Here is a 26,011-nt window from a genome sequence, read left to right as displayed (position 1 = left end):
GGCCTCAGATGACCTCGGCGAAGACCGGATCGGGATTGCCGAAGCGGTGCGCCGTGATCGAGATCGCTTGCTCGTGCACGAAGGGCAGCAGTTCGATGCGCCCGGCCGAGGTCACCTCGCCGTCGTAGACCGCGGGGTCGGGATCGCCGTCGACCGCTCGGGCGAGCGATGCGTGCGCCGCCGCCACCGCGGCACGCGAACCGATCAGGCGGATGCGCGATGCCCGGGGCGCGGACACCGCTTCGCCCTCAGCATCCGATTCGTCGCGTCCGCGCACCCGCGCCACCCACTCGTCATCCGTCTCGAGGAACACCGCCGCATCGAGGTCGCCGAGCGCATGGCGTACCGCCGCGGGCAGCCCGACCGACACCGACAGTGTGAATCGCGCACCGGCCCGCACCGCGGCGAGAACGGTGCGCAGCACTTCCTGCAGCGGAGCATCCTCCGTCGCCCGCAGCTCGACGGGCAGCGGGCGGTACCGGAAGAGGTTGCGCTCGACACCCAGCCGCGAGACGTCGCGCACCTGGCCGAACTCGCGGTCCCAGGCGAGGGCGTCCGACAGGGCCGACTTGCGCAGCCATTCGAACGACTCGAAGTCGAGCGAGGGCTGGGCCGACTCGATCAGGGCGGTGATGCGCGAGTCGAGGCCGCGCAGGTGCAGTGTGCTCGACGGGGTCGAACCGGGCCGCGACCGCCACGACCCGAGGCCGATGAGGTAGTTCGGGCCGCCGGCCTTCGTGCCGGGACCGACCGAGGAGCGCTTCCATCCGCCGAACGGCTGGCGCTGCACGATCGCACCGGTGATGCCGCGGTTCACGTAGAGGTTGCCGGCCTGCACGGTGTCGAGCCAGTTCGCGAGATCGCCCGGATCCTGCGTGTGGAGCCCTGCGGTCAGCCCGTAGGCGACGGCGTTCTGCATCTCGATCGCGGCCGACAGGGTCGGCGCGTACATCACGCCCAGCACCGGCCCGAAGAACTCCTCGAGGTGGAACCGCGACCCGGCCCGCACGCCCACGCGCACACCCGGGTTCCACAGTCGCCCGCTGCCGTCGTCCTCGGTCGAGAGCGACGGCTCGATGAGCCACTTCTCGTCGCCCTCGAGCTGCGACAGCGCCCAGGCGAGTTTGCCCTGCGGCTTCTCGATCACGGGCCCGACCTCGGCGAGCGGGTCGGTGGGCCAGCCCACGTGCAGGGAGCGCACGGCATCCGCCAGTTGCCGGGCGAAGCGCTGCGAGCGTCCGACCGGCCCGACGAGGATGGCGAGCGACGCGGCCGAGCACTTCTGCCCCGCGTGACCGAAAGCACTCTTCACGAGGTCGGCCACCGCGAGGTCGAGATCGGCGGACGGGGTGATGATCATCGCGTTCTTGCCGCTGGTCTCGGCGAGCAGCGGCAGGTCGGCGCGCCACGAGCGGAACAGCGCCGCCGTGTCCCACGACCCGGTCAGGATGACGCGGTCGACGGCTCCGTGCGTGACGAGCTGCTGCCCGAGCGCGCCCTCCTCGATGTCGACGAGCGCGAGCACGTCGCGCGGCACACCCGCCTGCCAGAGCGCCTCGGCGATCACCGCGGCGCAGCGGCGCGCCTGCGGCGCCGGTTTGAAGATCACACCCGATCCCGCGGCGAGCGCGGCCAGCACTCCCCCGGCGGGGATCGCGACGGGGAAGTTCCAGGGCGGGGTGACGACCGTGACGGATGCCGGAACGAACGCGGCCCCCGCGATCGCATCGAGCTCGCGCGCGGTCGCCGCGTAGTAGCGGGCGAAGTCGACGGCCTCGCTGACCTCGACGTCGGCCTCGGCGAACACCTTTCCGGTCTCGGATGCCGCGACCTCGATCAGCTCGCCACGACGGGATTCGAGCGCGGCGGCCGCGCGCAGCAGTACCTCGGATCGGTCGGCGGCGGGGCGGGACCCCCACGAGGGCGCGGCATCGCGCACAGTCGTGACGATGTCCTCGAGGGCCGCGGGATCCTCGACCAGCGCCGACGCGAGGGTATCGTCGCCGGCGGTCGATGTCGCGATGCGTTCGCGGATGCCGCGTGCCCACTCGCGGTTGGCGGGCAGGGCCGGGTCGCTGTCGACCGCGTTCGTGAAGCCGGGCGCACCGGCCGAGGCATCGGCGAGCTCTCGGGGCGCATACACCGCGGTCTCGAGGAACTGCTCGGCGTCGAAGCCGTCGTCGTCGGACGATCCGCGCGAGATGCCGAGCACGGCCTTGGTCAGGTCGGCTTCGGGCACCGGGTCGATGAGCACCGGACGCACGGACTCGTGCATCGGGGCGAGGCGATCCTGTCGCCGGCGCGGCCCCGTGCGCAGGTTCGGGTCGCTCGAGCGATCGAGGGCGTCGAGGAAGCGGTCCTGCTCGCGCACGAACAGGGACTCGTCCTCGCCGAGCTGGAAGGCCGCGGACAGGAAGTTGTCGCTCGAGGCGTTCTCCTCGAGCCGGCGGACGAGGTAGCTGATCGCGACGTCGAACTCGGCGGGTGCGACCACCGGCACGTAGAGCAGCACAGGGCCGACCTCGCGCGAGACCGCCTGCACCTGCCCCTGGGCCATGCCGAGCAGCATCTCGAACTCGACCTGCTCGCGCACCCCGCGCTCGCCCGCGAGCAGCCAGGCGTACGCGATGCCGAAGAGGTTGTGCCCGGCGATACCGAGGTGCACGGCGGCGGTGCGTTCGGGCTGCAGGGCCCAGTCGAGGCAGCGGAGGTAGTTGGCATCCGTGTCGAGCTTGGTGTCGTACGTCGCCGGCGTCCACCCGTGCATGGTCGCTTCGACGCGCTCCATCGCGAGATTCGCGCCCTTGACGAGGCGGATCTTGATAGGGGCGCCGCCGTGGGCGACGCGGTCCTGCGCCCAGGCGGTGAGCTCCTGCAGCGCGGGCAGGGCGTCGGGCAGGTAGGCCTGCAGCACGATGCCGGCGTGCAGATTCGCCAGGCGCGGGTCCTCGAGGATGCGCGTGAACACCGCGATCGTCAGGTCGAGGTCGCGGTACTCCTCCATGTCGAGATTGATGAAGGTCTGGGTCCCCGAGCCTGTCGCCCCCTGGGTCCCTGAGCCTGTCGAAGGGCCCGACGCCGTCAGGTACAGCGGCAGCAACCGTTCGACCACCCGCTCGACCACCTCGTCGAACGCCCACATCGAGATGTGGCTGACGACGGCCGACACCTTGACCGACACGTAATCGACGTCGGGCCGGCGGATCAGATCATGGATGCCGTCGAGTCGGCGCTGCGCCTCACCCTCGCCGAGCACGGCCTCGCCGAGCAAGTTGAGGTTGAGCCGGGCACCGGATCCCTTGATGCGCTCGATCGCCGGCCCCAGTTTGGCGGGGCGCGCGTCGACCACGAGGTGCCCGACCATCTCCCGCAGCACGCGGCGGGCGATCGGCACGGTGGGAGCGGGGAGCACGGGAGCGATGCCGCCGCCGAGCTTGACCGCACCGCGCAAGTACCAGGGCAGGAATTCCGGCACGAGCGGAGCGATTCGGCGGAGGCGCGATGCCGCAGCACCCAGGCTTTCGGGCCGCATGACGCCGTCGACGAAACCGAGCGTGAACGGCAGGCCGTTCTCATCGCGCAGCACACCGGCGAGACGCGCGGCAGCGGGATCGACGTCGGCCGCGGCGGCCTCGACGACCCAGCGACGGGCGAGCTCGACGGCCTGATCGGCGATCGAGGCGGATGCCGCGGCATCCGATGCGGGAGACGACTCTGCCATGTGTCTCACACTAGAGCGGCGGTGCCGCGGGAGCGGGCTGGCTCGCCCGTGATTCCGCGGGTGAGGGGTGAGAGAGAGGTCACCTCCGCCTCGGGAGAGGGTGGTACCACCGGTGTGACGACGGCAGGAACTACAGGCCGGCGTACGCGACGAATACGGCGATGAACCCCGTGCTCTGCGGCGCATCGAGCCAGGACGAGATGAATACCGCCGTGAATGCCAAGGCCTGCACGAGTGCAGCCCACCGCACCCAGACCCACCGACGCCGGCATCCGATGACGCCGATCACGCCGGCCCCCGCGGCGCCGACGCACGCGAGCAGCCATCCGACGCTCATCGCATTCGAGACGCCGAGGAATCCGACGAGGAGGAGCGCCCCGAGCCCCCACACGAACACCACGCCCACCCCGGCGACCACCGCGAACACCATCGCCGGGGGCATCTCGTCGGCCTCGCGCTCGCCCACTTCGTCGGGCGCTGGGGCCGCCGTCATGAGTCGAGGCCCGCCGCTTCCTGTTGCTTCCATAAGGGCACCGGGTGGTACCAACGGTGCGACGACGGCAGGAATTGCAGCCCCGCGTAGGTGATGAACAGTGCGACGACCCACGGGACGAACGGCATCCACCCGACGAACGTGCACAGCACCACCGTCACGACGAGCGCCTGCAGGAGCGCGGCCCAGCGCACCCAGACCCAGCCGCGGGCGCATCCGACGACGCCGGCGATACCTCCCGCGACACCGAACAGGCACCCGAGCAGCCAGGGAGAAGCGGAGTTGCCGAAGCCCTGCACGAGCGCGATGAGCATCAGCGCGGCGACCACCCACAGAAGGGCCACGCCCACGCCGCACACGATCGCGAGCAACATGGCCGCGGGGAGATCGTCGTTCGTCTGCCGCGACGGAGGCCGGTCGTGCACCTCGAACTCGCTCATGCTCCCCCTCGCCTTCTGCCCGCACCACTTCGGAGAATGCGGGCGACACGCCAGGCTAGGCCGCGTCATGACGGCGTGTCGAGGCGAAACTCCGAAGTTGTGCCAGGCGTACCGATATGCGCCGGGAACAGGGGAAAGCTCGAAACAGGAAGGCCGTCAGCTCCAGTCGCTCGGAGCCTCCGCACGCACGGGCGGCAGGGCGGATGCCGCAGCCCACTCGTGCACCCAGGCATCGATCTCGGGCACACCCTCGGGCTTGCCGACGGCGGCGAACAGCTCCTCGTTGGCGACCGTGCCGCCGGTGCGGCGCAGCATCCGCGCCCGGATGATCGCCCGGGCGTAGATCTGGCCCTTCACGACCGCTCGATGCTCGAGGAACAGCGCCTTGTCGTCGTGCCCGATGAACCGCGACTGCACCTCGAACCGCTTCCACGGCACGAGCGAGCGACGGAACGTGATCGTCTCGCTCGACACCACGGCGTACCAGCCGTTCTCCTTCATGGCGTCGAACAGCCCGGAACGGATCAGCAGGTCCCACCGCCCGAGATCGAAGAGCGACAGGTACCGGCCATTGTTCATGTGGCGCAGGATGTCGAGGTCGGTGGGCAGCGTCGTCAGACGGATGCTGCCCACCGCCGTCGCGTCGAGGGTCTTGCCCCGCCGCACGCGGGAGCGGGCACGGAAGATCACCAGGAGGGTGCGCCAGATCACGTTCACGAGGAATGATCGTATTCATCCACGCACGATCCGCGAAGATCGTTGTCGAGATCCTCCATGCCCTCGCGGGCGGTCATCGACGGCATCCGCTCGATTTCCGGATAGCGGATGCCGCGCGTAGAGTCACGACCATGAGCGCCGAAGCCCAGCCCGAAGTCATCGTCCGTCCGGTCCGTGATGTGGACGCGGAAGCCCTCGGTCGCGTGCACGCCCAGTGCTGGCACGAGACCTACGACCACCTGATCAGCAAGGCAGCGCTCGAGAAGGTGTCGCCGCGCCGCATGGCCGAGCTGTGGACTCACTGGGCCTCGCAGGGCCCCGACTTCACGATGAGCGCCGCCCTCGTCGACGGCGAGATCGTCGGTTTCGCCGGTTCCGGTCCCGCCCGCGACAAGGACGCCCCGGCGCTGCGCGAGCTGTACTTCATCTACCTGCTCGACGCATACCACTCCACCGGCATCGGTCAGAAGCTCTTCGACGCGACCGTCGAGAAGGACGCCCCGCTCTACCTCTGGGTCGCGGAGGACAACCCCCGCGCGCACCGCTTCTATCAGCGCAACGGCTTCACGCTCGACGGCGCCAGCCACACGGAGCCGTTCCTCGGCGAGACGCTGACCGAGGTGCGCTTCACCCGCTGAGGCATCCGCATCGGGTCCGCGGGGCCTCGCTACCGACCCCGCGAGCCGCTCAGCGCCCGGACACGTTGCCGAAGACCTTCGCGATCGGCGCGAGCACCAGGGGGCGAGCTGCCACCCACGCACCCGCGATCACCACGAGCGACACGACGAACACCCAGAAGCCGGTCCACGTCACGGCATCCTGAGACGCGTACATGTGGTTGAGGTTGCGCAGGAACCCGGTCAGCATCACCAGCGCCACGTGCGCGATGATGAACGCCACGAAGTACAGCATGACCGGGAAGTGCAGCGCGCGCGCCCACTCCACCGGGTACGCCTTCGAGAGCTTCTCGGCCTTCTTGGGCCACAGCCCCGACATCCGGAATCCGGTGATAGCCGCCAGCGGGGCCGCGATGAAAACGGTCGCGAAGTAGGCGAGCTGCTGCAGGCTGTTGTAGTTGTTCCAGCCGTTCTCGTGCGGCCAGTCGAACGAGACGTACTGCAGCGCCGCCGACAGTGCGTTCGGGAACACCTCCCAGCTCGTCGGGACGATCCGCACCCAGTGCCCGGTGACGATCAACAGCACCACGAACACGACGCCGTTCACGAGCCACAGGATGTCGAGCGCCTGATGGAACCACAGCGCCAGGCTGATCTTGCCCTTGGGATTCCCCCGCGGCGCCCAGAACACGGTCGGCCGCTTCTCGGTGCGCACGCGCAGACCCGAGCGGATGATGAGCACGATCAGGAACGCGTTGAAGAAGTGCGCCCAGTTGACCCACGGTGCGAAGCCCGGTTCGACGGCGATCGGCGAGGTGTACTCGCCGGGGAACGTCGCGAGGAAGTCCTGCATGAACGGCAGGCTCAGCAGCGCGCGTACGAGGGCGACCGCGGCCGCCGCCAGCACGCCGAGAGCCGCCGCGCCGAACAGCACGGCGATTCCCTGCGTCCAGGTCGGGCGGGGACGAGCGGATGCCGCGGCCGGGCTCGTGATGCGGCGCGGGGCGGTTCCGTTCCAAGCCGTGGGAGGGCGGGGCGGCGCGGTCGTGGTGACGACGAGTGCCTTGTGGGGGGACGCTTCGACAGGCTCAGCGACCCACTCCTGCTCCGCGACCATGCTCTGCTCGGCGGCCACGCTCTGCTCAGCGGCCACGCTCTGCTCTACGGCCACGCTCTGCTCAGCGGCCACGCTCTGCTCTGCGGCCACGCTCTGCTCAGCGGCAGGCTCCGACACCTGGGTCCCTGAGCCTGTCGACGGGCCGCGCCGCGCAAGAACCCCGGCGGGCGGCCAAGGCTCTCCGCCCGGCGTGCGCGGGAGTCCGCGGCGGATGCCGGATGCTGTCTCGTGGGCGGACGCTTCGACGGGCTCAGCGACCCGCTTCTCCTCAGCGACCACGCTCTGCTCGGCGGCGGGCTCCGACACCTGGGTCCCTGAGCCCGTCGAAGGGCCCCGCCCCGCAGAAACCCCTGCCGGAGGCCACGGCTCGCCCCCCGGGACGCGCGGCAGACCGCGACGGATGCCGGATGCTGCCTCGCGGATGGGCGCTTCGACAGGCTCAGCGACCCAGTCGGGCTCGGCGCCCCATCCGGGCTCAGCGACCAGGCCGGGCTCAGCGACCCAGCCGGGCTCGGCGACTCCCGTGAGAGGCCCTTCGTCTGGCTTCGCTCGCTCCGGAACCTCGGAGCGACGAGACGAAGGTCCCGCCGGCGGCCACGGCTCGCCACCCGGCGTGCGCGGCAGACCGCGGCGCAGCATCCGCCCGTCCTGAGCCTCGGAGACCATCGGCTCCCCTACTTCCGGGCCTCGAGGGCGGCGATCACCTGCGGCACGATCGTGAACAGGTCGCCGACGATGCCGAAGTCGGCGACGTCGAAGATCGGCGCCTCGCCGTCTTTGTTGATCGCGACGATGGTCTTCGAGGTCTGCATTCCGGCACGGTGCTGGATCGCGCCCGAGATCCCGAGCGCGACGTACAGCTGCGGCGACACCGAGACACCCGTCTGACCCACCTGGTACGACTGCGGGACGTACCCCGCGTCGACGGCGGCGCGCGAGGCTCCGACGGCCGCACCGAGGGCATCGGCGAGCTGCTCGACGAGCACGAACTTCTCCTTCGAGGCGAGTCCGCGCCCGCCCGAGACGACCCGGGTCGCCCCGCGCAGTTCGGGTCGCGACGAGGCCTGCTCCACGGTTTCGATCGGGCCGACGGATGCCGCGGCGGCCCCCGAACCGGCGACGTCGAGCTCCTCGACCGCGGGCGATGCGACGGCCTCGGCCCGGGTGTCCACCGCTCCCTGACGCATCGTGATGACGGGCGCGCCGGAGGTCGGCGCCGCATCGACGAGGTAGGCACCGCCGTAGACGGAGTGGTGCGCGACCACCCCCTCGTCGTCGCGCGAGACACCGACGGCGTCGACGCACAGAGCGAGCCGTGCGCGCACCGCGAGGCGGGCCGCGGCGTCGCGACCGGCGATCGAGTTCGACACGAGCACGGCATCCGGCCGCACCCGGTCGAAGGCGGCCTGCAGGGCGTCGACCCCGGGCACGGTGAGCACCGCGGCATCCGCGTCGGCGGTCAGCACGACGGATGCTCCGAGCGCTGCGACCTGAGCGGCGGCATCGGACGAGCCGCCCACGATGAGGGCGACGGGCGCGCCGATCGTCGACGCGGCACCGATCAGTGCAGCGGTGCTGCTCGCCGGAGCGCCGGCGGGGTCGACGTCGACGAGCACGAGGATCGGGTTCTCGGGGTAGCCCATGTCACACCAGCCTGTTCTGCACGAGGTAGTCGACGAGTTGCTGGGCGGCATCGCCCTCGTCGGTGATCTTGACGCCCGCCGCGCGCGGGGGCTTCTCGGCGACCGCGGTCATGATGGTGCGCGGGGCCGCGGAGGGATCGGCAGAGACGTCGAGGTCGGCGAGCGAGAGGACCTCGACCGGCTTCTTCTTCGCGGCCATGATGCCCTTGAAGTTCGGGAAGCGGGCATCCGGCAGCGCCTCGGTGATCGAGATCACGGCCGGGAGGGCGGCGGTCACCGTCTGCGACCCGAAGTCGGTCGCACGGGTTCCGGTGACGGCATCCGCCCCGATCTCGACCGCCGTGAGCGCGGTCGCCTGCGCCCAGCCGAGGTGCTCGGCGAGCATCGCGGGGATCACCCCGCCCGAACCGTCGGTCGACAGGTTGCCGCAGATCACCAGGTCGGGGGCGCCACGGCGGATCGCGGCGGCGAGCACCTCGGCGGTGAGCCCGAGGTCGGCGCCGACGAGCTGCTCGTCGGCGATGTGCACCGCGGATGCCGCACCGATCGCCAGCGCGCGCCGCACCGTGGCGGTCGACCCCTCCGGGGCCATCGAGACGGCGACGACCTCGACTCCCTCGCTCGCATCGGCGTGACTCAGGGCGACCTCGAGGGCGCGCTCGGTGATCTCGTCGAGCACCACGTCTCCGGCGGCCCGATCGGCCAGTCCGGTCTCCAGGTTCAGCTTGCGGTCTCCGTAGGTGTCGGGCACCTCTTTGACCAGGACGAAGATCTTCATCGATTGCTCCTCACGACTCTGACGATTCTATCCCTGCGGCACTGCGTCTCAGTCTCGATGAAACTGAGAACCAGCCCTGACGGCATCCGCTCCACGACGCGCGCGCCGAGTACCGTAGAGGCGTGGTCCGACCCCGCCCCCTGCCCGTGGATCCGCTCGCCGAAGCGAAGCGGCAGTGGCTCGCGCACGGATGGACGGATGCCGCCGACGGCATGGCCGTCGTGACCTCGGTCATGCGGGCCCAGCAGCTGCTGCTCGCCCGTGTCGATCAGGCCCTCAAACCCTTCGAACTGAGCTTCGCCCGCTACGAAGTGCTGCGGCTGCTCGCGTTCAGCCGCGAGGGACGTCTGCCCCTGTCGAGCGTCGTCGCCCGTCTGCAGGTGCACGCGACGACGGTGACCAGCACCGCCGAGCGCCTCGTGCGCGACGGGCTGATCGTGCGTGAACCTCACCCGCACGACGGCCGCGCCGCCCTGCTCGCGCTCACCGTGGCCGGTCGCGACCTGGTCGAGCGGGCCACCGCCGCGCTCAACGCCGACGTGTTCGCGTCTCCCGGTGTCGACCGCGACGACGCAGCAGAGCTCGTGGCGATCGTCGCACGCCTGCGCAAGGATGCCGGCGACTTCACCGACCCGCGCCCCACGCCGGAGCCCCTCTGACATGGCGCAGCTCGTGCTCGAGACCGTGATCGCGGCTCCCGTCGACGCGGTGTTCGCGGCGTCCCTCGATCCCGAACTGCACGTGCGATCCATGTCGGCACACGGCGAGACGATGGTCGAAGCCCCCGCCGGCGGGGTGTTCACCGACGGGTCGACGGTCACGTGGCGGGCACGGCACTTCGGCATCCCGTTCCGGCTGCGGTCTCGGGTGTTCGACCTCGATCCCCCACGCGGGTTCCGCGATCGGCAGATCTCGGGCCCGTTCGGATCGTTCCTGCACGTGCACTCGTTCACGCAGCATCCGCGGGGCACGCTCATGCGCGATGTCGTGACGTTCCGCTCGCCCTTCGGGCCGATCGGACGCCTGGTCGACCGACTGTTCCTGTGCGAGTACATGCGCGGCGTGATCGCCGAGAGGAACCGCACACTCGTGGCGGAGCTCGAACACCGCTGAGTGCGGCGTATCCTCTGGGCATGAGCGAACTGCGCATCCGCACCGTCCTCGTCGGTCGGGGTCCGGCCGCCGCGATCATCCTCACCGACGAGCAGGTTCAGTCCTTCGGTGCGGGCAAGGCTTTTCCCGTCGCCGTCACGATCGGCGACCGCACCGCCCGCCTGCGCCTCGCACGCATGGGCGGGCAGAACATGATCGGCTTCAGCAAGGCCGTGCGCGCAGAGCTGGGCGTCGAGATCGATCAGGAAGTCGACGCCGTGATCCGGCTGGACGCCGCCGAGCGAACGGTCGACGAGCCCGCCGAACTCACCGCGGCGCTCGACGCCGACCCCGCGCTGCGCGCCGCGTTCGATGCCCTCGCCTACTCCGCCCGCAAGGAGTACGCGCGTTCCGTCGCCGAAGCCAAGCAGGAGGCCACGCGCGAGCGTCGCCTCGCCAAGATCGTCGAGGCGCTGCGGGGCTGACGCGCAGACGGGGATCATCTGTTGCGGAAGTCGGGCTGCCGCTTCTCACGGAACGCCGACATGCCCTCCTTCTGATCCTCGGTGTCGAACAGCAGCGCGAACGCCTGCTTCTCGTGCGCGAGGCCGTCGGCGAGGCTGGTCTCCATAGCGGTGTCGAGAGCCGCCTTCGCCGCGTAGAGCGAGGGCAGCGACTTCGACGAGATCGTCTCGGCGAGCGTCGTCGCCTCGGCGAGCAGATCGGATGCCGGCACCACCCGCGAGACGAGACCGATGCGTTCGGCTTCCTCGGCGCCGATGATCCGGCCCGAGAGCACGAGCTCGGCGGCCTTGTAGTAGCCGACCGCGCGGATGAGCCGCTGCGTTCCGCCCATGCCGGGGATCACGCCGAGGTTGATCTCGGGCTGCCCGAACTTCGCGGTGTCGGCGGCGAGGATGATGTCGCACATCATCGCCAGCTCGCATCCGCCGCCCAGCGCGAAACCCGCGACCGCGGCGATCACCGGGGTACGCACGGCGGCGAAGTCGTTCCACGCGCCGAAGTGGTCGGTGGCGAGCATCTCCGCCGACGACATGCCCTCCATCTCCTTGATGTCGGCGCCCGCGGCGAAGGCCTTCTCGGAGCCGGTGACCACGATCGCCCCCACGCCCTCGTCGGCGTCGAGCGCGAGCGCCGCGGCCGTGACCTCCTCCGACACCCGGCCGTTCAGCGCGTTCAGGGCCTGCGGGCGGTTCAGGGTGATCCACCCCACGCGTCCGCGCTGCTCGACCAGGATCGTCTCGTACTCGGTCATCTCTCTCCTTCGTCGCGTCGTCGTCTCCCAGTCTCTCGTCTACCGCTCGCGGATGTCGGTGATGATGCCGGAGAAGTCGCGGCCGGCGCCGTCGCCCGCGGCGTAGGCGGCGTAGAGCTGCTGGGCGAGCCGACCCATGCGCGCATCGGTCGAGGTCTGCTCGATCGCCTGGAGCGCGAGCCCGAGATCCTTGGCCATGAGGGCGCCGGCGAAGCCCGGCCGATAGTCGCGGTTCGCGGGGCTCGTCGGCACCGGACCCGGCACGGGACAGTTGGTCGTGATCGACCAGCACTGACCGGATGCCTGCGACACCACGTCGAACAGCGCCTGGTGCTCGAGCCCCAACCGCTCCCCCAGCACGAACGCCTCGGCGACGGCGATCTGCGACACGGCGAGCACCATGTTGTTGCACACCTTCGCCGCCTGGCCGAGCCCGGGGCCGCCGCAGTGCACGATCCGCTTGCCCATCGCCTCGAGCAGCGGAAGGGCCGCGGCGAAGTCCTCGTCGCTGCCGCCCACCATGAACGCGAGCGTGCCGTTCTCGGCCCCCACGACCCCGCCCGAGACGGGAGCGTCGACGTTGCGGTGCCCCGCGGCGAGCGCGAGAGCGTGTGCGGCGCGCGCCTCGTCGACCGCGATCGTCGACGATTCGATGAACAGCGTGCCGGGCCGGGCCGCCGCGAGCAGACCGCCGCGGTACGCGTCGAGCACGTGCTTCCCGGCGGGGAACATCGTGATGACGGCATCCGCATCGGCTGCGGCATCCGCCCCGTCGGCCGCGATCGGGATGCCGGCGGCCCGCGCCGCCTCCACTGCTGCCGGCACGGGGTCGAAGCCGCGCACCTCGTGCCCCGCCTTCACGAGGTTGACCGCCATCGGCAACCCCATGTGGCCGAGACCGAGGAAGGCGATGCTCGTCATGATGCGCTCCGCATCGAGGCGGAGCCCGAGGGCCGCAGCATCTCGCGCCCGACGATGAGGCGCATGATCTCGTTCGTGCCCTCGAGGATCTGGTGCACCCGCAGGTCGCGCACGACCTTCTCGATGCCGTAGTCCTGCAGGTAGCCGTAGCCGCCGTGCAGCTGGAGCGCGCGGTTGGCGACGTCGAAGCCGGCGTCGGTCGCGAAGCGCTTGGCCATCGCGCAGCGCATCGTCGCGTCCGGCGCCTTCGCGTCGACCGCCGCCGCACCGTCGCGCACCATGAGGCGAGCGGCCTGCAGCTCGGTGCGCATGTCGGCGATCTGGAACAGGATCGACTGCTTCTCGGCGAGCGGCTCGCCGAAGGCGACCCGCTCGTGCACATACTGCACGGCCCGATCGAGCGCCCACTGCGCCCCGCCCAGCGAGCAGGCCGCGATGTTGAGACGGCCGCCGTTGAGCGCCGACATCGCGATCGCGAAGCCGCGACCCTCCTCGCCGAGCAGAGCGGATGCCGGTACCCGCACCCCGTCGAAGATCACCTGGCGCGTGGGCTGGGCGTGCCAGCCCATCTTCCTCTCGAGGGCGCCGAAGCCGAGCCCCTCGGCGTCGCCGGGGACCAGGAAGGCCGAGATGCCGCTCGCGCCCGGGCCGCCGGTGCGCGCCATCACGACGTACACCGCGGCCTCGCCCGCGCCGGAGATGAACTGCTTCACGCCGGTGAGCACGTAGTCGTCACCGTCGCGCACCGCGCTCGTGGTGATGTTCGCGGCATCCGACCCGGCACCCGGCTCGGTGAGGCAATAGCCGCCGAACTCGGCCATGGCGGTGAGGTCCGGCATCCACCGGGCGATCTGCGCGTCGGTGCCGTAGGTGTCGATCATCCACGCCACCATGTTGTGGATCGAGATGTACGCCGCGACCGCGGGGTCGCCCTGCGCGAGCTCCTCGAAGATCGCGACCGTGTCGGAGCGGCTGAGCCCCGTGCCGCCGGACTGCTCCCGCACGTAGATGCCGCCGAGGCCCAGCTCGCCGGCGCGGCCCAGTGACGCGCGGGGGAAGAGGTGCTGCTCGTCGCGCTCGAGCGCGTGCGGGGCGAGTTCGGTCTCGGTGAAGTCGCGCACCGCCTCGAGGATCGCGTCGCGCTCGTCGGCGGTGAGAGGGGTGGTCACGTCGGTCATGGTCATCGTCGACTCCTTGATCCTGGGTTCCTGCCCTTCGACAGGGTCAGGAACCGCAAAAGATGTGGTCAGTGCATGGTGGGGATGACGAAGCTGGCGCCGTCGCGGATGCCCGCCGCGGGCCACCGGCTCGTCACCGTCTTGGTCTTCGTGTAGAAGCGGAAGGCGTCGGCGCCGTGCTGGTTGAGGTCGCCGAATCCGCTGCGCTTCCAGCCGCCGAACGTGTAGTACGCGATGGGCACGGGGATCGGCACGTTCACCCCGACCATGCCCACCTCCACCCGGGCGGCGAAGTCGCGGGCGGCGTCGCCGTCGCGCGTGAAGATCGCGACGCCGTTGCCGTACTCGTGTTCCGAGGCCATGCGCAGCGCCTCTTCGTAGTCGGCGGCGCGGGCGATCACGAGCACCGGCCCGAAGACCTCCTCACGGTAGATCGCCATGTCGGTCGTGACGTGGTCGAACAGCGTCGGTCCGAGGTAGAAACCCTCCTCGTGACCCGCGACGGTGAATCCGCGGCCGTCGGCGAGCAGTGTCGCGCCCTCGTCGATGCCCTGCCGGATGTATCCCTCGACCCGCTCCACCGCGGCGCGGGTGACGAGCGGGCCGTAGTCGACATCGGGCGCCAGCGAGGGGCCGACCCGCAGGTGCGCGACGCGTTCGAGGAGCTTGGCGGCGAGAGCATCCGCCGTCTGCTGTCCGACCGGAACCGCCACCGAGATGGCCATGCACCGCTCACCGGCCGATCCGTATCCCGAGCCGATCAGCGCGTCGACCGCCTGATCGAGGTCGGCGTCGGGCATCACGATCATGTGGTTCTTCGCGCCGCCGAAGCACTGCGCGCGCTTGCCGTGCGCCGCTGCCGTGGAGTAGATGTACTCGGCGATCGGCGTGGAGCCGACGAAGCCGACGGCACGGATGCGGTCGTCGGCGAGCAGCGTGTCGACCGCCTCCTTGTCGCCGTGCACGACGTTGAGCACGCCGGCGGGCAGCCCCGCTTCGAGGAACAGCTCGGCGAGGCGCACCGGCACCGAGGGGTCGCGCTCGCTGGGCTTGAGCACGACGGCATTGCCTGCGGCGAGCGCCGGCCCCGCTTTCCAGAGCGGGATCATCGCGGGGAAGTTGAACGGGGTGATCGCGGCGACCACACCGAGCGGCTGGCGCATCGAGTACACGTCGATGCCCGCGCCGGCCCCCGTCGAGTACTCGCCCTTGAGCAGGTGCGGGGCTCCGGCCGAGAACTCGATGACCTCGAGCCCGCGCTGGATGTCGCCCTTGGCGTCGTCGACGGACTTGCCGTGCTCGCTCGCGAGCAGCTCGGCGAGAGACTGCATCTCGCGCTGCACCAGATCGAGGAACCGCAGCAGCACGCGAGCGCGCTTCTGCGGGTTCGTGGCGGCCCACTCCGCCTGGGCCTCTTCGGCATTCGCGATCACCGCGCGCACCTCGTCGGCAGAGGCGAGCGGCACCCGGGCCTGCACGGCGCCCGTACTGGGATCGAAGACATCGGCGAAGCGCCCGTCGGCCGGGGTGAGGTGCGATCCGCCCACGAGATGCGGGATGGTACGAGTCATTGTGCGACGTCCCTTCGTGCCGTCTTTGGCACATCGCAAGTTTACTTCGGCGCCCATGTATTTACTAGGGCATCCATCTATCTCGCGCCCACCCTCTCCGAAAAGCGCACCGATCGGTCAGAAATGCCGGGTATCGAGCCTCAGAATCGACATTTCGCACCGGTCGGCGCGGCATCCGGGTGTTGAGGGCGTTGAGGATGTTGAGGATGTTGAGGCGGCGTTCACCCGCCGGTCACCTCGGCGAACTACAACTGCAGGTGCGCGGAAGACTCAGACCGGATCGGGAAGTCACAGGTTTCCGCGCCACGGGGCGCCGAGCGCTCCCGGACCCCCGCCGAATCGGGTCGGCGGGGGTCTTCTCCGTCTGCAAGAGCGTTAGCGTCCGCGTCCGCTGTACCCAACTCAGGAACAACGGCATCGATCGGCCGATTCGGACCCGCTTCACCCCCGATCCGGCGGATTCATCCTGAGTCATGGCCGCCCTCAGGCACTCGGGACGACGACGACCTTGCCACGCAAGGTGCCGGCCGCCGCCGCCGCGTGCACCGCTGCGACTCCGTCGAGCCCCACGCGACGCGAGGCCACCACCTGGAGCGCCCCCTCGACCCCGCCGAACTCGGCGCGTACTTCGCCCTGATCGAGGTGAGCAGCCTTCTGCGTCATGCTGTCGAACAGCAGCTGAAGGAGACCGGAGACCTCAGCTACGTCCAGTTCCAGTTGCTCGCGACTCTCGGGGACTCGCCGAACGGCAGCGCACGCATGACCGCGCTGGCCGACGGCATCGTGCTCAGCCGCAGCGGCCTCACCCACCAGGCCGGGCTGCTCGAGAAGAGAGGCCTGGTGACGCGCGCCCCGTCGCCCGACGATGAGCGCGGCGTGACCCTGACGATCACCGATGCCGGGCGGGCCGTGCTCTCGGCGGTCTTCCCCGGGCACATCGGCGAGCTGCGACGGCTGTTCCTCGCGCCGCTCGACGCCGACGACGTCCGCTCGCTCACCGCACCGCTCGAGAAGGTGCGCGAGCACATGCGCCGGATCCCGCCGCGATCGGCCGCGCCCCGCCGCCGCAAGACGGCCGACTAGCCCTACAGTCGCTCGACGATCATCGCGTTGGCCATGCCGCCGCCCTCGCACATCGTCTGCAGCCCGTACCGGCCACCGACCGTATCGAGGTGATCCACGAGGGTTCCGAGCAGGCGCGTGCCCGACGACCCGAGCGCATGCCCGAGCGCGATCGCGCCGCCGCGCGGGTTGAGTTTGGCCGGGTCGGCGCCGAGTTCGGCCGCCCATGCCAGCGGCACCGACGCGAACGCCTCGTTCACCTCGTAGGCATCGAGGTCGTCGATCGTGAGTCCGGCGCGGTCGAGAATCCGCCGGGTCGCCGGGATCGGCCCCGTCAGCATCATCAGCGGGTCGTCGCCGACGACGGCGAACGAGCGGATGCCGACGCGCGGAGCCAGTCCGAGCGATGCGGCCCTCTCGGCGCTCATCAGCAGCGCGGCGGACGCGCCGTCTGTCAGCGGCGAGGAGTTGCCCGGAGTGATCCGCCACTCGAGGTCGGGCAAGCGCGCGGCGAGCGCGTCCGTGCGGAAGGCGGGTTTGAGACCCGCGAGCCCCTCGGCTGTGGTGGCCGGTCGGACGGTCTCGTCGGTCACGGCATCCGGTGCCTCGTCGACCCCGACGACCGTGCGATCGAAGAAGCCCTCCGCCCACGCATGCGCCGCCCGCCGGTGCGACTCGGCGGCATAGGCGTCGAGCGCGTCACGGTCGAGCCCCCAGCGCTGCGCGATCAGCTCGGCCGACACCCCCTGGTTCACCAGCCCGTCGGGATACCGCGCACGCAATCGCGGCGACATCGGGGAGCCGCCGGCCGCCGACGACCCGAGGGGCACCCGGCTCATCGACTCGACCCCGCCGGCGATCACGATGTCGTAGGCGCCGGCCATGATCCCCTGCGCCGCGATGTGCACCGCCTGCTGGCTCGACCCGCACTGCCGATCGATCGTCGCCCCCGGAACGCTCTCGTCGAAGCCCGCCGCGAGCACCGCCTGCCGCGCGATGTTCGTCGACTGGTCTCCCACCTGACTCACGCAGCCCAGCAGCACGTCGTCGACCTGACGCGAATCGAGACCGCTGCGCTCGAGCAGCGCCTGCAGCACCCCGGCGGCGAGATCGACCGGGTGCACCCCCGAGAGCGCACCCCCGGGCTTGCCGCGCCCGACCGGGGTGCGGACGACATCGACCAGAACGGCTTCGCTGCGCATGCTCATGCCCCCATTCTGCGCCGATCGCTCCGCCCTCGCCGTAATCCGCCCGTCACACGTCGCGAATAGAATCGACGACGCGCCACCACCCCGGCGCACCCGCACGCAGGCCCGCGACCCGGGCCGCCCGCTCTCTCGAGGACCCCACCATGTCCAGTGATCCCATCACCGTGTCCATCCGTCGCGAAGTCGACCCCACCCGCATCGCCGAGGCGACCGCGTGGGTGCAGACCGGCGTGAACCTGGCGAACAAGTACCCGGGATTCCTCGGGTCGGGGTGGGTGCGGTCCGGCGACGAGTCCGACACGTGGCACATGCTCTACCGGTTCGCCGACGAGCAGACGCTCACCGCGTGGGAGGATTCCGGCGAGCGCGGCTGGTGGCTGTCGATGGGCGAGGGCTTCGTGCGCAGCGAGCGCTCGCGGCGACGCACCGGAATCGAGGGGTGGTTCGACGAGCCGACGACGGGCACGATCACGGTGCAGACCGCCGAGGGGTCGGCCGAGATGGCGGTCGTGAAAGCGCCGCCGCGCTGGAAGCAGGCGGTGTCGATCTGGCTCGGGTTCTTCCCGGTCAACCTCGCCTTCACGTACGCGATGTCGCCGGTGCCGGGATGGGATGCGTTGCCGATCTGGCTGCGAGTTCTCGTGACCACCGCGGTTCTCACGCCGATCATGGCCTACCTCGTTCTGCCGTGGGTGACCCGGCGCCTGCGCCACTGGCTGGCGCGCTGAACCGCCCCGGGCGATCGGCCGGCCCGCGGACGACCGATCGCCGGGCACCGGGTCAGCCGAGCGCCGCGATCAGCGCGGCAGCGACGGATGCCGAGGACTGGGGGTTCTGACCGGTGATGAGGAGTCCATCCACCACCGAATGATCCGACCAGGGCTCGGCGACGAGCACCTCGGCCCCGCGCTCGCGCAACACCGTCTCCAAGAGGAACGGGGCCCGGTCGGCGAGGCCGCCGATGCGCTCCTCGGCGTCCGTGAACGCCGCGATACGTCGTCCGGCAACGAACGGTGCACCGTCGGCGCCGCGCGCCGGAAGCAGCGCGGCGAGTCCGTGGCAGACCGCGGCGAGCGGACGACCGGCGGCGGTCGTCTCGGCGATCAGCGCCGCCGAGTCGGCGTCGGTGGCGAGATCCTCCATGGGGCCGTGTCCGCCCGGGTAGTACACCGCGTCGAAGGACGCCGCATCGACGTCGGCGAGGACGAGCGGCGAGGCGAGCGCCGCGATGCGCGCGATCTCCTCGGTATCGCCGTCGCCCAGGCTGGCCGGGTCGGCGACGGGCGCCACTCCTCCGGGGGTCGCGAAGAGGACGTCGTGTCCGCCAGCGGTGAGCGCGGCATACGGGACGAGAAGCTCGTCGGCCCAGTACCCCGTGGGGTGCGCGGTGCCGTCGGCGAGGGTCCAGGCGCGAGCGCCGGTGACGACGAAGAGGACAGAGGACATGGATGCTCCAGACGGTGTGGCGGAAAAGGATCTGTCGGGTTCAACGGCGCCTCGACGCATCTCCTTCCGATAGATTGGCGATATGACCGATCGGAATTCCGATGGCTTGCGCAACGTCGCACTGTGGCGCACGTTCCTCTCCGCATACCGGTCCGGCTCCGTGTCGGCGGCCGCGCGCTCGCTCGGGGTCGCGCAGTCGTCGGTCACGGCGCAGCTTCAGACCTTGGAGCGCACGATCGGCGAGCCGCTCTTCGTGCGCCATGCCCGCGGCATCCGTCCGACCGCCCGTGCCGACGAGTTCGCCGTGCGCCTCGGCGCACCGTTCGACTCCCTCGCCGAGGCGCTGGGCGCTCCCCGACGAGCCGACGCCGCGCCCGTACGACTCGGGGGCGCCGCGGAGTTCCTCGAGCGCATGGTCATGCCCGCCCTCGCGCCGGCCGTGGCCGAGGGGCTGTCGCTGACGGTTCACCCGGGGCTGGCCGACGATCTCCTCGCGGCCCTCACCGCGGGGAGTCTGGACGTGGTCGTCTCCGCCATTCGCCCGCGCGGCCGCTCGCTCCCGTCGACCCCGCTGTTCGACGAGGAGTTCGCGCTCGTCGCCTCACCGAGGTTCGACGTCACCCCCTCCCCCGAGCTCGACGTTCGCGCCCTCGACGGCATCCCGCTCCTCGCGTACGCGCACGACGTGCCGATCGCACGCCGCTATTGGCGCCACGTCTTCGGCACGCGGCTCGACCGCACGCCGGCGATGATCGCGCCCGATCTGCGCGCGCTCGCCGCCGCCGCCGTCGCCGGAGCGGGTTTCACGGTGCTGCCGACCTATCTGATCCGCGAGGAGATCTCGTCGGGCGACCTCGTCGTGCTCCGGGAGACCGATGATCCGCCGATCAACACCCTGTACCTGGTGCGGCGACCCGGTCCGCTCACGGCGGCGATCGCCGAGATCGACACCCTCCTCCGCTCCGGGGTGGCCCGCTGACGCCCGCCCGGGTATCGCACTGTCCAGGGCGCCCCGCGACAACGGATGCCGTGGCACTGTGGTGACATGCGCATCGCTCTCACCGGATCATCAGGCAAGCTCGGCCGCGTCGTCGCGAGGGAACTCCGCGCGAACGGGTACGAGGTCATCGGGATGGACGTGACCGGCACCCGCGGTCCGGACTTCGTGCAGGTCGATCTGACCGACTACGGGCAGGTGGTCGACGCGTTCACCGCAGTCGGCGACCGGCACGACGGCATCGACGCGGTCGTGCACCTCGGCGCGATCCCCGCTCCCGGCATCCGCAGCGACGTCGCCACCTTCCACAACAACATGCCGGCCACGTTCAACGTGTTCTGGGCGGCGGTGCGCCTCGGCATCCGCCGCATCGTCTACGCGTCGAGCGAGACCGTGCTGGGGCTGCCGTTCGATGTGCCGCCGCCCTACATCCCGGTCGACGAGGACTACCCCGCCCGCCCCGAGTCGGTGTACTCGCTGGTGAAGACCCTCGAAGAGCAGCTGGCGACCGAGCTCGTGCGCTGGCATCCGGAGGTGTCGATCACGGCGCTGCGGTTCTCGAACGTCATGGACCCCGAGGACTACGCCGCATTCCCCGCCTTCGACGCCGACGCGACGCTGCGCAAGTGGAACCTGTGGGGCTACATCGATGCCCGCGACGGCGCCCAGGCCGTGCAGCGCGCCCTCGAGGTCGCGAGCCCCGGGTTCGACCGGTTCATCATCGCCGCCGCCGACACGGTGATGTCGCGGCCGAACGCCGAACTGATCGCCGAGGTGTTCCCCGACGTGCCGGTCACCCGCGACGTCGGACCGAACGAGACGCTGCTGTCGATCGACAAGGCCCGGCGGGTGCTGGGCTACGACCCGCAGCACTCCTGGCGCGACGGGGCCTGAGGCCGCCCAGCTACTCCTTCTTCCTGACCACCGCCCGCTGCAGCAGCACGAAGACGAGCAGGATGCCCCCGGTGATGATGGTCGTCATCTCGGGAGGGATTCCCCCATCACGGGTGATGAGCACCGTCATCAGGCCGAGCACGAGCGCTCCGACCACCGAGCCGAGCACATACCCGTAGGCACCCGTGAGCACCGTGCCGCCGATGACGGCCGCAGCGATCGCGTCGAGTTCCCAGCCGATGCCGGTGATGTTCTGCGCCGTGCCGAGTCGCGCCGTGTAGAGCACCGCCGCGAGGCCCGAGAGGGCGCCGCTGATCACGTAGACCATGACCTTGGTGCGCCGCACCGGCAGGCCCATCAGCAGCGCCGAGTTCTCGGAGCCACCGATCGCGTAGACGGTGCGGCCCGTACGGGTGCGGTGCAGCACGAAGAACGCCACGGCGACCACGAGCACGGCGATGATCACGGCCGGGGTGATCACGAGGTCGTTGACCTTGGGACCGTCGATCACCTTGAGCTGGACGCCGAGCCAGCGGATGGGTGAATCCTCGTCGAGCCGCTCGGGTGTCGTGCTCAGGAGGGAGGCGAGCCCCCGCCCGAGGAACATCATCGCCAGTGTCGCGATGAAGGGCTGCACGTTGAAGTACCGGATCAGCACGCCCGACACGACGCCGAACGCCGCCCCGGCACCGATCATCGTGACGACGACCGCGATCGGGTTCCATCCGGCGTTGGAGAGCATCACCCCGGCGACCGACGAGAACGCGATGATCGAGCCGACCGACAGATCGATACCGCCGGTGAGGATGACGAAGGTGAGGGCGACCGCGAGCACGACGAGGTGCGCGTTGTTGATCAGGAGGTTCGACACGGTGTTGAACTGCACGATGCGGCCGTAGGCGATCTCGCCGTAGATGACCATCGCGACGAAGATCACCACCGATGCCACCGTGGGCAGCACCGAGGGGTTCGCCAGGATGGTGCGGCGGATGCGGCTCTTCATATCGGTGGGGGTCGACGTGCCGGCGGTGGGCGCGGTGAGGACGGTCATGCCGCCACCTCCTCTTTCGTGTTCTGTCGCGCCGTGGTGGCGAGTGGTGTCCTCCGTCGTCGGCCGAACCAGCTCCGAACCCTCTCGGACTGCAGCAGGCAGAGCACGACGATGACGATCGCCTTGAACGCGGGCGTCGCCGAGGACGAGATGCCGAGGAACAGCACTGTCTTGTCGAGCGTCGCGATGAGCAGTGCGCCCACGAAGGCGCCGCCCAGCGAGAACTTGCCGCCGGCGAGCGAGGCCCCGCCGATGACGACCGCGAGGATCGCATCGAGCTCGAGCTGGTAGCCGGTGCGCGAGATGTCGACGGTCATGACGCTGCCGACGGACATCACCCCGGCGATTCCCGCGAGGATGCCGCTGAGGACGTAGGCGGTGAGCAGCAGTCCGGCCGGCTTGATGCCCGCCATGCGACTCGCGCGGGGGTTGATGCCGATCGCCTCGATCATGAGGCCGAGGGCGCTGCGGCGCACGATCAGGCCGACCGCGATCACCAGCAGGACCGCGAGGATGAACACGACCGGGATGCCGATGAGGTAGCCGTTCGAGATCCAGCGGAAGGGTGTGCTCGACGCGGAGGTGTTCTGCCCACCGGTGATCACCTTTGCAATGCCGCGCCCGGCCAGCATCAGCACCAGTGTCGCAATGAAGGGTTGCAACCCGACGTAGGCGACGAGGATGCCGTTGACGGCACCGAGGATGGCGGTGACGAGGAGCGCGAGTCCGACCGCGGCGAGCGCGACCCCGATGGAGTCGGAGTCGCCGGCAGCGCTCAGGAACTCCATCGCGACGGCGCCAGAGACGGCCATGAGCGAGCCGACCGAGAGGTCGATGCCCCCGGTGGCGATGACGAGGGACATTCCCATCGCGATCATCATGACCGGAGCCGCCTGGCGGAGGATGTCGATGACGTTGCCGACCAGATGACCGTTGTTGGGGTTGACAGAGAGAGCCAGGTAGGTCGGATCCTTGACGACGTTGAGCGCGAGGAGCGCCAGGATCGCGACGATCCCCCAGAAGAACGGCTTGTGGATCAGCTCGCGCCATACAGGCGTGCCGGAGGCGGTGGTCATCGCGCGTCTTCCTTGTCGGTGATGAGGATGTCGGGTTCGGCCTGTGCGCCATCCGCGTCGTCGAGCGTCTCGGCGGCGGCGGTGACGCCATGGGCGGCGATCACGTCGACGATCTCCTGGGCGGTGACCTCGGGGCCGTTCTGGATCTCGCCGATCTTGCGGTGGTCCTTGATGACGACGATGCGCTCGGAGAGGCGCACGACCTCCTCCAGTTCGGAGGAGATGAAGACGACGGCGACACCGTCCTCGGCGAGGGCGGCGACCGTCTCCTGGATCTCGGCCTTGGCCCCGATGTCGATGCCGCGTGTCGGTTCGTCGAGGATGAGCAGTTCGGGCTCGGTGGCGAGCCAGCGGCCGAGCAGCACCTTCTGCTGGTTCCCACCGGAGAGGTTCTTGATCATGCGGTCGGGGTCGGCGGGGCGGACGTTGAGCTCGGTGATGTACTTCTCGACGATCGCGTCCTGCTCCTTGCGCGACATGGGCCGCGCCCATCCCCGCTTCGCCTGGACGGCGAGGATGATGTTCTCGCGCACGGTGAGATCGCCGATGATGCCCTCATCGCGCCGATTCTCGGTGGAGAACGCGACGCGCCGAGCGAGCGCGTCGGCCGGGGACTTGAGCTCGGCTGGCCGCCCCTCGATGGAGACGTTCCCCTCGTCGGCTCGGTCGGCCGCGTAGAGCAGGCGAGCGAGCTCGGTGCGGCCGGCTCCCAGGAGGCCGGCGAAGCCGACGACCTCTCCGCGGCGGATCTCGAGGTCGGTCGCCTCGACCGCGCCTCGTCGTCCGATCCCGGATGCCGAGAGGTACGGCTTCTCGTCGGGATCGCGGGGATCCCGACGCCGGTTGCCGCCCAGCGACTTCAACGCGTCGAGGTCCTTGCCGATCATGGTGGAGATCAGCGCGTGCCGATCGAGGTCGGCGGTCAGGAACTCGCCTTCGTACCGCCCGTTGCGCAGCACCGTGAGGCGGTCGCTGATCGCGTAGATCTGGTCGAGGAAGTGCGAGACGAAGAGGATGGCGACACCGTCGGCGCGAAGTGCGCGGATGACCGCGAAGAGGTTCTCCACCTCGGCGGCGTCGAGGCTCGATGTGGGCTCGTCGAGGATGAGCACCTTGGCCCGGATGGCCATCGCCCGACTGATCGCGACGAGCTGCTGCATCGCGATCGACAGGGTCGACAGCGGCCGATGGGTGTCGAGATGCTCCAGCCCGAGTCGGGCGAGCGCCTCCGTCGCGGCTCGATGGGTCGCTCGCCAGTTGATGTCGAAGAGGCCGCGCACCTCGTGGCCGAGCATCACGTTCTCGCCGATGGAGAGGTTCGGCGCGAGGTTGACCTCCTGGTAGACGGTCGAGATCCCCGCCGCCTGGGCGTCGCCCGTACCGGAGAAGCTGCGCTCATCGCCCGCCACCACGATCGACCCGGAGTCGATCCGGTAGACGCCGGTCAGCGCCTTGATCAGCGTGGACTTGCCGGCGCCGTTCTCGCCCATGAGGGCGTGCACCTCTCCGGGGAAGAGGCGGAAGTCCACCCCGTCGAGCGCCTTGACGCCCGGGAACTCGATCGAGATGCCGCGCATCTCGACGATGGGCTGTGGTTCGTTCATCGCTGTCTCTCCGTGTGGTTCGCCCGGGTGGCGTCGCGTGAGCGGCGCCACCCGGGCCGGGGCCGGTGCTGTGCCGGCGTCCGATCAGTACTTGCGGTCGGCGAGCACGGCCTTCGCCGCGTCCGCGGAGTCGAACTCCTCGCTCGGCACGACGATGTAGGAATCGACATCCTCTCCGGCGAGCGTCTTCTCGACCACGTCGAGCGCGGTCTCGCCGAACAGCGGGTTGTATTCGTGGACGTAGCTCAGCTCGCCGTCCGCGAGCGCCTGCATGGCGTTCTTCGTTCCGTCGATCGTCGCGATCTTGACGTCCTCGCCCACGACGAGTCCGGCTTCCTCCGCCGCCTGCGCAGCGCCCAGGCCCATTTCGTCGTTCTGCGCGAACACGAGCTGGATGTCGTTGTTGTTGGCCTTGAGCATCGTCTCGAAGACGCTCTTGCCCTCTTCCGCCGACCAGTTCGCGGTCTGTGCATCGAGCTTCGTCAGCGAGGCGTCACCGAGGCCTTCGTCGAAGCCCTCGTTCCGCTCGTTCACGACGCCGACGCCCGCAGGCCCCTCGAGCACGACGTAGTTGCCGCCATCGGGGAATGTCGCCGCGGCCCACGCGCCGACCTCCTTCGCGACCTCGACGTTGTCGGGCGCGATGCGGGTGACGTAGAGGCTGTCGTCGTCGGGCTCGATACCGCGATCGAGCAGGATGACGGGGATCTCCGCCTCCTGCGCGCGCTTGAGCGAGTCCTCCCAACCGGAGGCCTCGGTGGCCGAGAGGAGGATGACGTCGACCCCGGCGTCGACGAACGACGTGAAGGCGTCGATCTGCGATTTCTGGTCGAGGTTGGTCGCGGGCGCGTACTTGAGGTCGTAGCCGGCTTCCTTGGTGAAGGTGTCCTGGATGTTGGCCTCGTTGGCCTCTCGCCAGGCACCCTCGGGGCCGACGGCGACGAAGCCGACGGTCGTGAGCTCTCCGGAGTCGCCGCCGGCGTCTCCGCCGTCCGATCCTCCGGCGCACGCCGTGAGGCCGATGGCGAGCATTCCTGCTGCGGCCAGACCCAGCGCGGTGCGGATGCGCTTCTTCGCGAACATGTTTTCTCCTCTTCGAGAAGCCGGGA

The 26,011-nt window shown here is 70.1% G+C and carries 26 protein-coding genes; 8 read left to right on the top strand and 18 right to left on the bottom strand.

All coding sequences use genetic code 11. The features are described from left to right. Positions 1-4: 4 nt before the first annotated feature. The 4 genes from ACIPVN_RS12385 to ACIPVN_RS12370 form a co-directional block, all read right to left on the bottom strand. Positions 5-3,721, bottom strand: coding sequence for a proline dehydrogenase family protein (locus tag ACIPVN_RS12385; RefSeq protein WP_400443115.1), 3,717 nt, complete (start codon positions 3,719-3,721; stop codon positions 5-7). A gap of 130 nt (positions 3,722-3,851) precedes the next feature. Beyond that, positions 3,852-4,214, bottom strand: a complete 363-nt coding sequence (locus ACIPVN_RS12380; RefSeq protein WP_400443113.1) for a hypothetical protein — start codon at positions 4,212-4,214, stop codon at positions 3,852-3,854. Further along, positions 4,211-4,654, bottom strand: coding sequence for a hypothetical protein (locus ACIPVN_RS12375; protein WP_400443111.1), 444 nt, complete (start codon positions 4,652-4,654; stop codon positions 4,211-4,213). Before ACIPVN_RS12375 ends, ACIPVN_RS12380 begins: the two co-directional genes overlap by 4 nt. A 156-nt stretch (positions 4,655-4,810) precedes the next feature. Continuing rightward, positions 4,811-5,371, bottom strand: a complete 561-nt coding sequence (locus ACIPVN_RS12370; protein WP_400443109.1) for an acyl-CoA thioesterase — start codon at positions 5,369-5,371, stop codon at positions 4,811-4,813. A 131-nt stretch (positions 5,372-5,502) separates the two neighbouring features. Between ACIPVN_RS12370 and ACIPVN_RS12365 the strand changes: the two genes are divergently transcribed. Beyond that, positions 5,503-6,009 (top strand): GNAT family N-acetyltransferase, encoded by a 507-nt coding sequence (locus ACIPVN_RS12365; protein ID WP_400443107.1) that lies wholly within the window; start codon positions 5,503-5,505, stop codon positions 6,007-6,009. A gap of 49 nt (positions 6,010-6,058) precedes the next feature. On the opposite strand, the gene ACIPVN_RS12360 is transcribed toward ACIPVN_RS12365, so the two are convergent. The 3 genes from ACIPVN_RS12360 to ACIPVN_RS12350 all read right to left on the bottom strand — a co-directional run bounded on the left by ACIPVN_RS12360 (position 6,059) and on the right by ACIPVN_RS12350 (position 9,526). Further along, the gene (locus tag ACIPVN_RS12360) at positions 6,059-7,411 is read right to left on the bottom strand and encodes a cytochrome b/b6 domain-containing protein (protein WP_400443105.1); all 1,353 of its coding nucleotides are present in this window, start codon (positions 7,409-7,411) and stop codon (positions 6,059-6,061) included. A gap of 368 nt (positions 7,412-7,779) precedes the next feature. After that, positions 7,780-8,748: an electron transfer flavoprotein subunit alpha/FixB family protein gene (locus tag ACIPVN_RS12355; RefSeq protein WP_400443103.1), complete on the bottom strand. Its 969-nt coding sequence runs from the start codon at positions 8,746-8,748 to the stop codon at positions 7,780-7,782. A 1-nt stretch (position 8,749) separates the two neighbouring features. Next, positions 8,750-9,526, bottom strand: coding sequence for an electron transfer flavoprotein subunit beta/FixA family protein (locus tag ACIPVN_RS12350; protein ID WP_400443102.1), 777 nt, complete (start codon positions 9,524-9,526; stop codon positions 8,750-8,752). A 122-nt stretch (positions 9,527-9,648) separates the two neighbouring features. Between ACIPVN_RS12350 and ACIPVN_RS12345 the strand changes: the two genes are divergently transcribed. From ACIPVN_RS12345 to ACIPVN_RS12335, 3 genes are read left to right on the top strand one after another with little or no spacing between them, the layout of a single operon-like run. Further along, on the top strand, positions 9,649-10,185 hold the full coding sequence (locus tag ACIPVN_RS12345) for a MarR family winged helix-turn-helix transcriptional regulator (RefSeq protein ID WP_400443100.1): 537 nt from the start codon (positions 9,649-9,651) through the stop codon (positions 10,183-10,185). 1 nt (position 10,186) lies between these two features. Continuing rightward, the gene (locus tag ACIPVN_RS12340) at positions 10,187-10,639 is read left to right on the top strand and encodes an SRPBCC family protein (RefSeq protein ID WP_400443098.1); all 453 of its coding nucleotides are present in this window, start codon (positions 10,187-10,189) and stop codon (positions 10,637-10,639) included. Positions 10,640-10,659: 20 nt separating this feature from the next. Further along, positions 10,660-11,103, top strand: a complete 444-nt coding sequence (locus ACIPVN_RS12335) for a YdeI/OmpD-associated family protein (RefSeq protein WP_400443096.1) — start codon at positions 10,660-10,662, stop codon at positions 11,101-11,103. Between the two features lie 14 nt (positions 11,104-11,117). Here the strand turns inward: ACIPVN_RS12335 and ACIPVN_RS12330 are convergent, their stop codons facing one another. From ACIPVN_RS12330 to ACIPVN_RS12310, 5 genes are all read right to left on the bottom strand, one after another. Continuing rightward, positions 11,118-11,894, bottom strand: coding sequence for an enoyl-CoA hydratase-related protein (locus ACIPVN_RS12330; RefSeq protein ID WP_400443094.1), 777 nt, complete (start codon positions 11,892-11,894; stop codon positions 11,118-11,120). Between the two features lie 39 nt (positions 11,895-11,933). Then, positions 11,934-12,815: a 3-hydroxyisobutyrate dehydrogenase gene (gene mmsB / locus ACIPVN_RS12325; RefSeq protein WP_400443092.1), complete on the bottom strand. Its 882-nt coding sequence runs from the start codon at positions 12,813-12,815 to the stop codon at positions 11,934-11,936. Then, on the bottom strand, positions 12,812-13,999 hold the full coding sequence (locus ACIPVN_RS12320) for an acyl-CoA dehydrogenase family protein (protein ID WP_400443090.1): 1,188 nt from the start codon (positions 13,997-13,999) through the stop codon (positions 12,812-12,814). The genes mmsB and ACIPVN_RS12320 overlap by 4 nt, the downstream gene beginning before the upstream one ends. 62 nt (positions 14,000-14,061) lie before the next feature. Continuing rightward, the gene (locus tag ACIPVN_RS12315; RefSeq protein WP_400443088.1) at positions 14,062-15,564 is read right to left on the bottom strand and encodes a CoA-acylating methylmalonate-semialdehyde dehydrogenase; all 1,503 of its coding nucleotides are present in this window, start codon (positions 15,562-15,564) and stop codon (positions 14,062-14,064) included. A 483-nt stretch (positions 15,565-16,047) separates the two neighbouring features. Beyond that, positions 16,048-16,227: a hypothetical protein gene (locus tag ACIPVN_RS12310; RefSeq protein WP_400443087.1), complete on the bottom strand. Its 180-nt coding sequence runs from the start codon at positions 16,225-16,227 to the stop codon at positions 16,048-16,050. Between ACIPVN_RS12310 and ACIPVN_RS12305 the strand changes: the two genes are divergently transcribed. Next, positions 16,207-16,647 (top strand): MarR family winged helix-turn-helix transcriptional regulator, encoded by a 441-nt coding sequence (locus ACIPVN_RS12305; RefSeq protein WP_400443086.1) that lies wholly within the window; start codon positions 16,207-16,209, stop codon positions 16,645-16,647. The two genes, ACIPVN_RS12310 and ACIPVN_RS12305, sit on opposite strands and share 21 nt — an antisense overlap. Positions 16,648-16,649: 2 nt before the next feature. On the opposite strand, the gene ACIPVN_RS12300 is transcribed toward ACIPVN_RS12305, so the two are convergent. Next, the gene (locus tag ACIPVN_RS12300) at positions 16,650-17,828 is read right to left on the bottom strand and encodes a thiolase family protein (protein ID WP_400443364.1); all 1,179 of its coding nucleotides are present in this window, start codon (positions 17,826-17,828) and stop codon (positions 16,650-16,652) included. Between the two features lie 149 nt (positions 17,829-17,977). Here ACIPVN_RS12300 and ACIPVN_RS12295 point away from each other — a divergent pair, with 149 nt between their 5' ends. Next, a complete protein-coding gene (locus ACIPVN_RS12295; RefSeq protein ID WP_400443084.1) occupies positions 17,978-18,562 on the top strand; it encodes an antibiotic biosynthesis monooxygenase in 585 nt (194 codons plus the stop codon). Between the two features lie 52 nt (positions 18,563-18,614). Here ACIPVN_RS12295 and ACIPVN_RS12290 read toward each other — a convergent pair whose 3' ends face one another. Further along, positions 18,615-19,280, bottom strand: a complete 666-nt coding sequence (locus tag ACIPVN_RS12290; protein ID WP_400443082.1) for a type 1 glutamine amidotransferase domain-containing protein — start codon at positions 19,278-19,280, stop codon at positions 18,615-18,617. 82 nt (positions 19,281-19,362) lie between these two features. Between ACIPVN_RS12290 and ACIPVN_RS12285 the strand changes: the two genes are divergently transcribed. After that, positions 19,363-20,259, top strand: a complete 897-nt coding sequence (locus ACIPVN_RS12285) for a LysR family transcriptional regulator (protein WP_400443081.1) — start codon at positions 19,363-19,365, stop codon at positions 20,257-20,259. A gap of 66 nt (positions 20,260-20,325) precedes the next feature. Beyond that, positions 20,326-21,171, top strand: a complete 846-nt coding sequence (locus ACIPVN_RS12280) for an NAD-dependent epimerase/dehydratase family protein (protein WP_400443079.1) — start codon at positions 20,326-20,328, stop codon at positions 21,169-21,171. A 10-nt stretch (positions 21,172-21,181) separates the two neighbouring features. Here ACIPVN_RS12280 and ACIPVN_RS12275 read toward each other — a convergent pair whose 3' ends face one another. The 4 genes from ACIPVN_RS12275 to ACIPVN_RS12260 all read right to left on the bottom strand — a co-directional run bounded on the left by ACIPVN_RS12275 (position 21,182) and on the right by ACIPVN_RS12260 (position 25,985). After that, positions 21,182-22,222 (bottom strand): ABC transporter permease, encoded by a 1,041-nt coding sequence (locus ACIPVN_RS12275; protein ID WP_400443077.1) that lies wholly within the window; start codon positions 22,220-22,222, stop codon positions 21,182-21,184. Beyond that, positions 22,219-23,298 carry an ABC transporter permease gene (locus ACIPVN_RS12270; RefSeq protein ID WP_400443076.1) on the bottom strand — a complete coding sequence of 360 codons (1,080 nt, stop codon included), beginning with the start codon at positions 23,296-23,298 and terminating at the stop codon, positions 22,219-22,221. The genes ACIPVN_RS12275 and ACIPVN_RS12270 overlap by 4 nt, the downstream gene beginning before the upstream one ends. Beyond that, complete coding sequence (locus ACIPVN_RS12265; protein ID WP_400443074.1) at positions 23,295-24,902, bottom strand: sugar ABC transporter ATP-binding protein; 1,608 nt, start codon at positions 24,900-24,902, stop codon at positions 23,295-23,297. Before ACIPVN_RS12265 ends, ACIPVN_RS12270 begins: the two co-directional genes overlap by 4 nt. Before the next feature lie 84 nt (positions 24,903-24,986). Beyond that, positions 24,987-25,985: a substrate-binding domain-containing protein gene (locus ACIPVN_RS12260; RefSeq protein ID WP_400443072.1), complete on the bottom strand. Its 999-nt coding sequence runs from the start codon at positions 25,983-25,985 to the stop codon at positions 24,987-24,989. Positions 25,986-26,011 lie beyond the last annotated feature (26 nt).

Source organism: Microbacterium sp. NPDC090003 (assembly GCF_044748385.1).
Lineage (GTDB): Bacteria > Actinomycetota > Actinomycetes > Actinomycetales > Microbacteriaceae > Microbacterium.
Note: the sequence above shows the minus strand (reverse complement) of the source record. Positions and strands in the feature narration are given on the sequence as shown.

What these genes read in the sequence shown, in the direction of transcription:
- ACIPVN_RS12385 (WP_400443115.1), bottom strand. Translation starts at nt 3,721, where the DNA reads ATGGCAGAGTCGTCTCCCGCATCGGATGCCGCGGCATCCGCCTCGATC.
- ACIPVN_RS12380 (WP_400443113.1), bottom strand. Translation starts at nt 4,214, where the DNA reads ATGACGGCGGCCCCAGCGCCCGACGAAGTGGGCGAGCGCGAGGCCGAC.
- ACIPVN_RS12375 (WP_400443111.1), bottom strand. Translation starts at nt 4,654, where the DNA reads ATGAGCGAGTTCGAGGTGCACGACCGGCCTCCGTCGCGGCAGACGAAC.
- ACIPVN_RS12365 (WP_400443107.1), top strand. Translation starts at nt 5,503, where the DNA reads ATGAGCGCCGAAGCCCAGCCCGAAGTCATCGTCCGTCCGGTCCGTGAT.
- ACIPVN_RS12355 (WP_400443103.1), bottom strand. Translation starts at nt 8,748, where the DNA reads ATGGGCTACCCCGAGAACCCGATCCTCGTGCTCGTCGACGTCGACCCC.
- ACIPVN_RS12350 (WP_400443102.1), bottom strand. Translation starts at nt 9,526, where the DNA reads ATGAAGATCTTCGTCCTGGTCAAAGAGGTGCCCGACACCTACGGAGAC.
- ACIPVN_RS12340 (WP_400443098.1), top strand. Translation starts at nt 10,187, where the DNA reads ATGGCGCAGCTCGTGCTCGAGACCGTGATCGCGGCTCCCGTCGACGCG.
- ACIPVN_RS12335 (WP_400443096.1), top strand. Translation starts at nt 10,660, where the DNA reads ATGAGCGAACTGCGCATCCGCACCGTCCTCGTCGGTCGGGGTCCGGCC.
- ACIPVN_RS12330 (WP_400443094.1), bottom strand. Translation starts at nt 11,894, where the DNA reads ATGACCGAGTACGAGACGATCCTGGTCGAGCAGCGCGGACGCGTGGGG.
- mmsB (WP_400443092.1), bottom strand. Translation starts at nt 12,815, where the DNA reads ATGACGAGCATCGCCTTCCTCGGTCTCGGCCACATGGGGTTGCCGATG.
- ACIPVN_RS12320 (WP_400443090.1), bottom strand. Translation starts at nt 13,999, where the DNA reads ATGACCATGACCGACGTGACCACCCCTCTCACCGCCGACGAGCGCGAC.
- ACIPVN_RS12315 (WP_400443088.1), bottom strand. Translation starts at nt 15,564, where the DNA reads ATGACTCGTACCATCCCGCATCTCGTGGGCGGATCGCACCTCACCCCG.
- ACIPVN_RS12310 (WP_400443087.1), bottom strand. Translation starts at nt 16,227, where the DNA reads ATGACGCAGAAGGCTGCTCACCTCGATCAGGGCGAAGTACGCGCCGAG.
- ACIPVN_RS12300 (WP_400443364.1), bottom strand. Translation starts at nt 17,828, where the DNA reads ATGCGCAGCGAAGCCGTTCTGGTCGATGTCGTCCGCACCCCGGTCGGG.
- ACIPVN_RS12295 (WP_400443084.1), top strand. Translation starts at nt 17,978, where the DNA reads ATGTCCAGTGATCCCATCACCGTGTCCATCCGTCGCGAAGTCGACCCC.
- ACIPVN_RS12290 (WP_400443082.1), bottom strand. Translation starts at nt 19,280, where the DNA reads ATGTCCTCTGTCCTCTTCGTCGTCACCGGCGCTCGCGCCTGGACCCTC.
- ACIPVN_RS12285 (WP_400443081.1), top strand. Translation starts at nt 19,363, where the DNA reads ATGACCGATCGGAATTCCGATGGCTTGCGCAACGTCGCACTGTGGCGC.
- ACIPVN_RS12280 (WP_400443079.1), top strand. Translation starts at nt 20,326, where the DNA reads ATGCGCATCGCTCTCACCGGATCATCAGGCAAGCTCGGCCGCGTCGTC.
- ACIPVN_RS12275 (WP_400443077.1), bottom strand. Translation starts at nt 22,222, where the DNA reads ATGACCGTCCTCACCGCGCCCACCGCCGGCACGTCGACCCCCACCGAT.
- ACIPVN_RS12270 (WP_400443076.1), bottom strand. Translation starts at nt 23,298, where the DNA reads ATGACCACCGCCTCCGGCACGCCTGTATGGCGCGAGCTGATCCACAAG.
- ACIPVN_RS12265 (WP_400443074.1), bottom strand. Translation starts at nt 24,902, where the DNA reads ATGAACGAACCACAGCCCATCGTCGAGATGCGCGGCATCTCGATCGAG.
- ACIPVN_RS12260 (WP_400443072.1), bottom strand. Translation starts at nt 25,985, where the DNA reads ATGTTCGCGAAGAAGCGCATCCGCACCGCGCTGGGTCTGGCCGCAGCA.